Origin of the sequence: Geobacillus sp. Manikaran-105 (genome assembly GCF_002809955.1) — a bacterium.
GTDB lineage: Bacteria > Bacillota > Bacilli > Bacillales > Anoxybacillaceae > Geobacillus > Geobacillus thermophilus.
In genome coordinates this window covers 1-1,875 of the sequence record NZ_PIJG01000117.1, presented here as the reverse complement: position 1 = coordinate 1,875, position 1,875 = coordinate 1, and the positions used below count along the sequence as shown (strand labels likewise).

Below are 1,875 nucleotides of genomic sequence, written 5' to 3'. Positions count from 1 at the left end.
TGGCATGATGGTAGGTATTGTTTGACACCCCTGCATCATACCAAGAGGGCTTTTTTTGATCAAGTCCCCGGAAAAGCTCCTAACGGGAATGCTCCTTTTTATGATCCGTCCGTTGTTTCCATTATACTGTGTGCAGCATCTCCATCGTTGTGAGTCATATCACACCGCCGACAGGCAAGCGCAAAAAAAAAACAGCACGCTCGCCCCCATGAGCGACGCGCCGTAGCAAATCCCCGCCGAACCGTGCTCGCCATCTGCTGGAATGAGCTTCGTTTCATGCTCACCCCGCCCTTTCATATGAAAAATACATCCCCAGTTTTATTATAAGCGGAAAATGTTCGAAAAACTGTGACAAAAAATAAACAGTTTAGCATTTTTGATGAAACACATAATATAAAACATTTAACAAAAAGATGATCTCTTATATAGCAGGTTGGACAATTGATATAAAACAACCCTCAACAGGGCTTATTGTTGAAAATAACGGGCAAGCGTCACAATCATCGCTCCCATCCGCTCATGTTCCGGGGCGATGACGCGATCGACTCCCTCTTCTTCCAATGCTTCTTTTGTCACTTTGCCAACGGCGCAGGCCACGACATCGGTGCGAAACGCGTCAAGCAGCGGTGCGATCTCTTTTTTCTCGCGGGCGAACGAAAAGAAAAAGCGGACTTGCATCGCCGATGTAAAACAGACGGCATCGACTTCGCGCCCGACGATTTCTTTATACAATGTCGCCAGTGTCTCCTCATCCGGAGCGATATGCCGGTATGGCAACAATTCCGTATACAAAGCGCCTTGTTCAAGAAAAAACTGCTTCAAGGCTGGCGCGGTATCGCCGTACAGCTGTACAACAACGTTTTTTTCCGCAAAGTCGTGCCCATAAAGAGCAGCAATCAACCCTTTCGTCGTCCCGTCCTCGCTTGCGGCCACCGGGGTGACGCCGATTTGTTTCAACGCCGTCACCGTTTTATAGCCGCGGGCAGCCACGTTCGCTTCCTTGATCGTTCGATGCCATTGAGCAGCCATTCCCTCCCGGTCGGCCGCTTCCAACAGCGCCTCAAAGCCGATTCCCGTCGTAAATACGATCCAGTCCGGCCGCATGGCGATGACGGTTCGCATTTCCTCTCCCAGTTCGCTTCCCTTTGAAAAGACGGTCCCTTGCGCCGGACGAATGATGGCCGTTCCTCCTTGCTTTTCAATAAGCGTTGTCATTTCGTCCAGTTTGCGTGACGCGCATAAGGCAATCCGTTTGCCATGCATGTCCCTTCCCCCTTATGGTCAGTCGTTCGTCCTTTCCATTCTAAAAGATGGTCTTTGCCTATGCAACAAAAAACCATTCCGCTCCCTGGCACATCGCAACGCGAATGCCGCCTTCATTGGGTATAGCGCCCAGCGCAACAGAACAGACCGCAGGCAGAAACAGCCGACCACCATCAAAAAAACACGCGCCCAAAGACGCGTGCCCTCCGTTCAACGAGTATGTACCATGGCCTCTTCTCCCCGACGGTCAAAGGAACCGATGATGCGCGTCGGCTCGACGGAAATGATCCGATCGAGCGGGATGTTCATCAGCCGCATTTGCCGGTTGTAAACAAACAGTTTGCGCGTGTCCTGATACAGCTTGACCGGCAGCACGACCGCCTCCCCCTGCTCCGTTTGCACGCGCACCGGCTGCTTCTCTTCAATCCACGCCGAAAGTTGTTGGTACAATTCGTTCATTCCGCTTGTTCCCCCTTCTCACCCATTCCTACTTATTGATTATAAAAGGAAAAGACAGAAAAGTTCCATGAGCAATTTTTGCTCTCCACCCGGGCATGAAAATCCCCCTTTTCTTCCCATAATGAAGAGTAGGCGCAAACAGCTCAATAGGAC

General features: G+C 50.9%; 2 protein-coding genes and 1 pseudogene. All 3 read right to left on the bottom strand.

Annotation, left to right across the window (positions count from 1 at the left end; genetic code table 11):
* Positions 1-195: 195 nt before the first annotated feature.
* Positions 196-297: pseudogene (locus CV945_RS16745) on the bottom strand (pyruvate synthase alpha chain); the annotation flags it as partial.
* Between the two features lie 171 nt (positions 298-468).
* Positions 469-1,263 (bottom strand): uroporphyrinogen-III synthase, encoded by a 795-nt coding sequence (locus CV945_RS16740; protein ID WP_014195925.1) that lies wholly within the window; start codon positions 1,261-1,263, stop codon positions 469-471.
* A 210-nt stretch (positions 1,264-1,473) separates the two neighbouring features.
* A complete protein-coding gene (locus CV945_RS16735) occupies positions 1,474-1,722 on the bottom strand; it encodes a hypothetical protein (RefSeq protein WP_100660192.1) in 249 nt (82 codons plus the stop codon).
* Positions 1,723-1,875: the final 153 nt, after the last annotated feature.

Excerpts from the sequence above, each read along its gene's own strand:
- CV945_RS16740 (WP_014195925.1), bottom strand. The coding sequence starts at position 1,263 with ATGCATGGCAAACGGATTGCCTTATGCGCGTCACGCAAACTGGACGAA.
- CV945_RS16735 (WP_100660192.1), bottom strand. The coding sequence starts at position 1,722 with ATGAACGAATTGTACCAACAACTTTCGGCGTGGATTGAAGAGAAGCAG.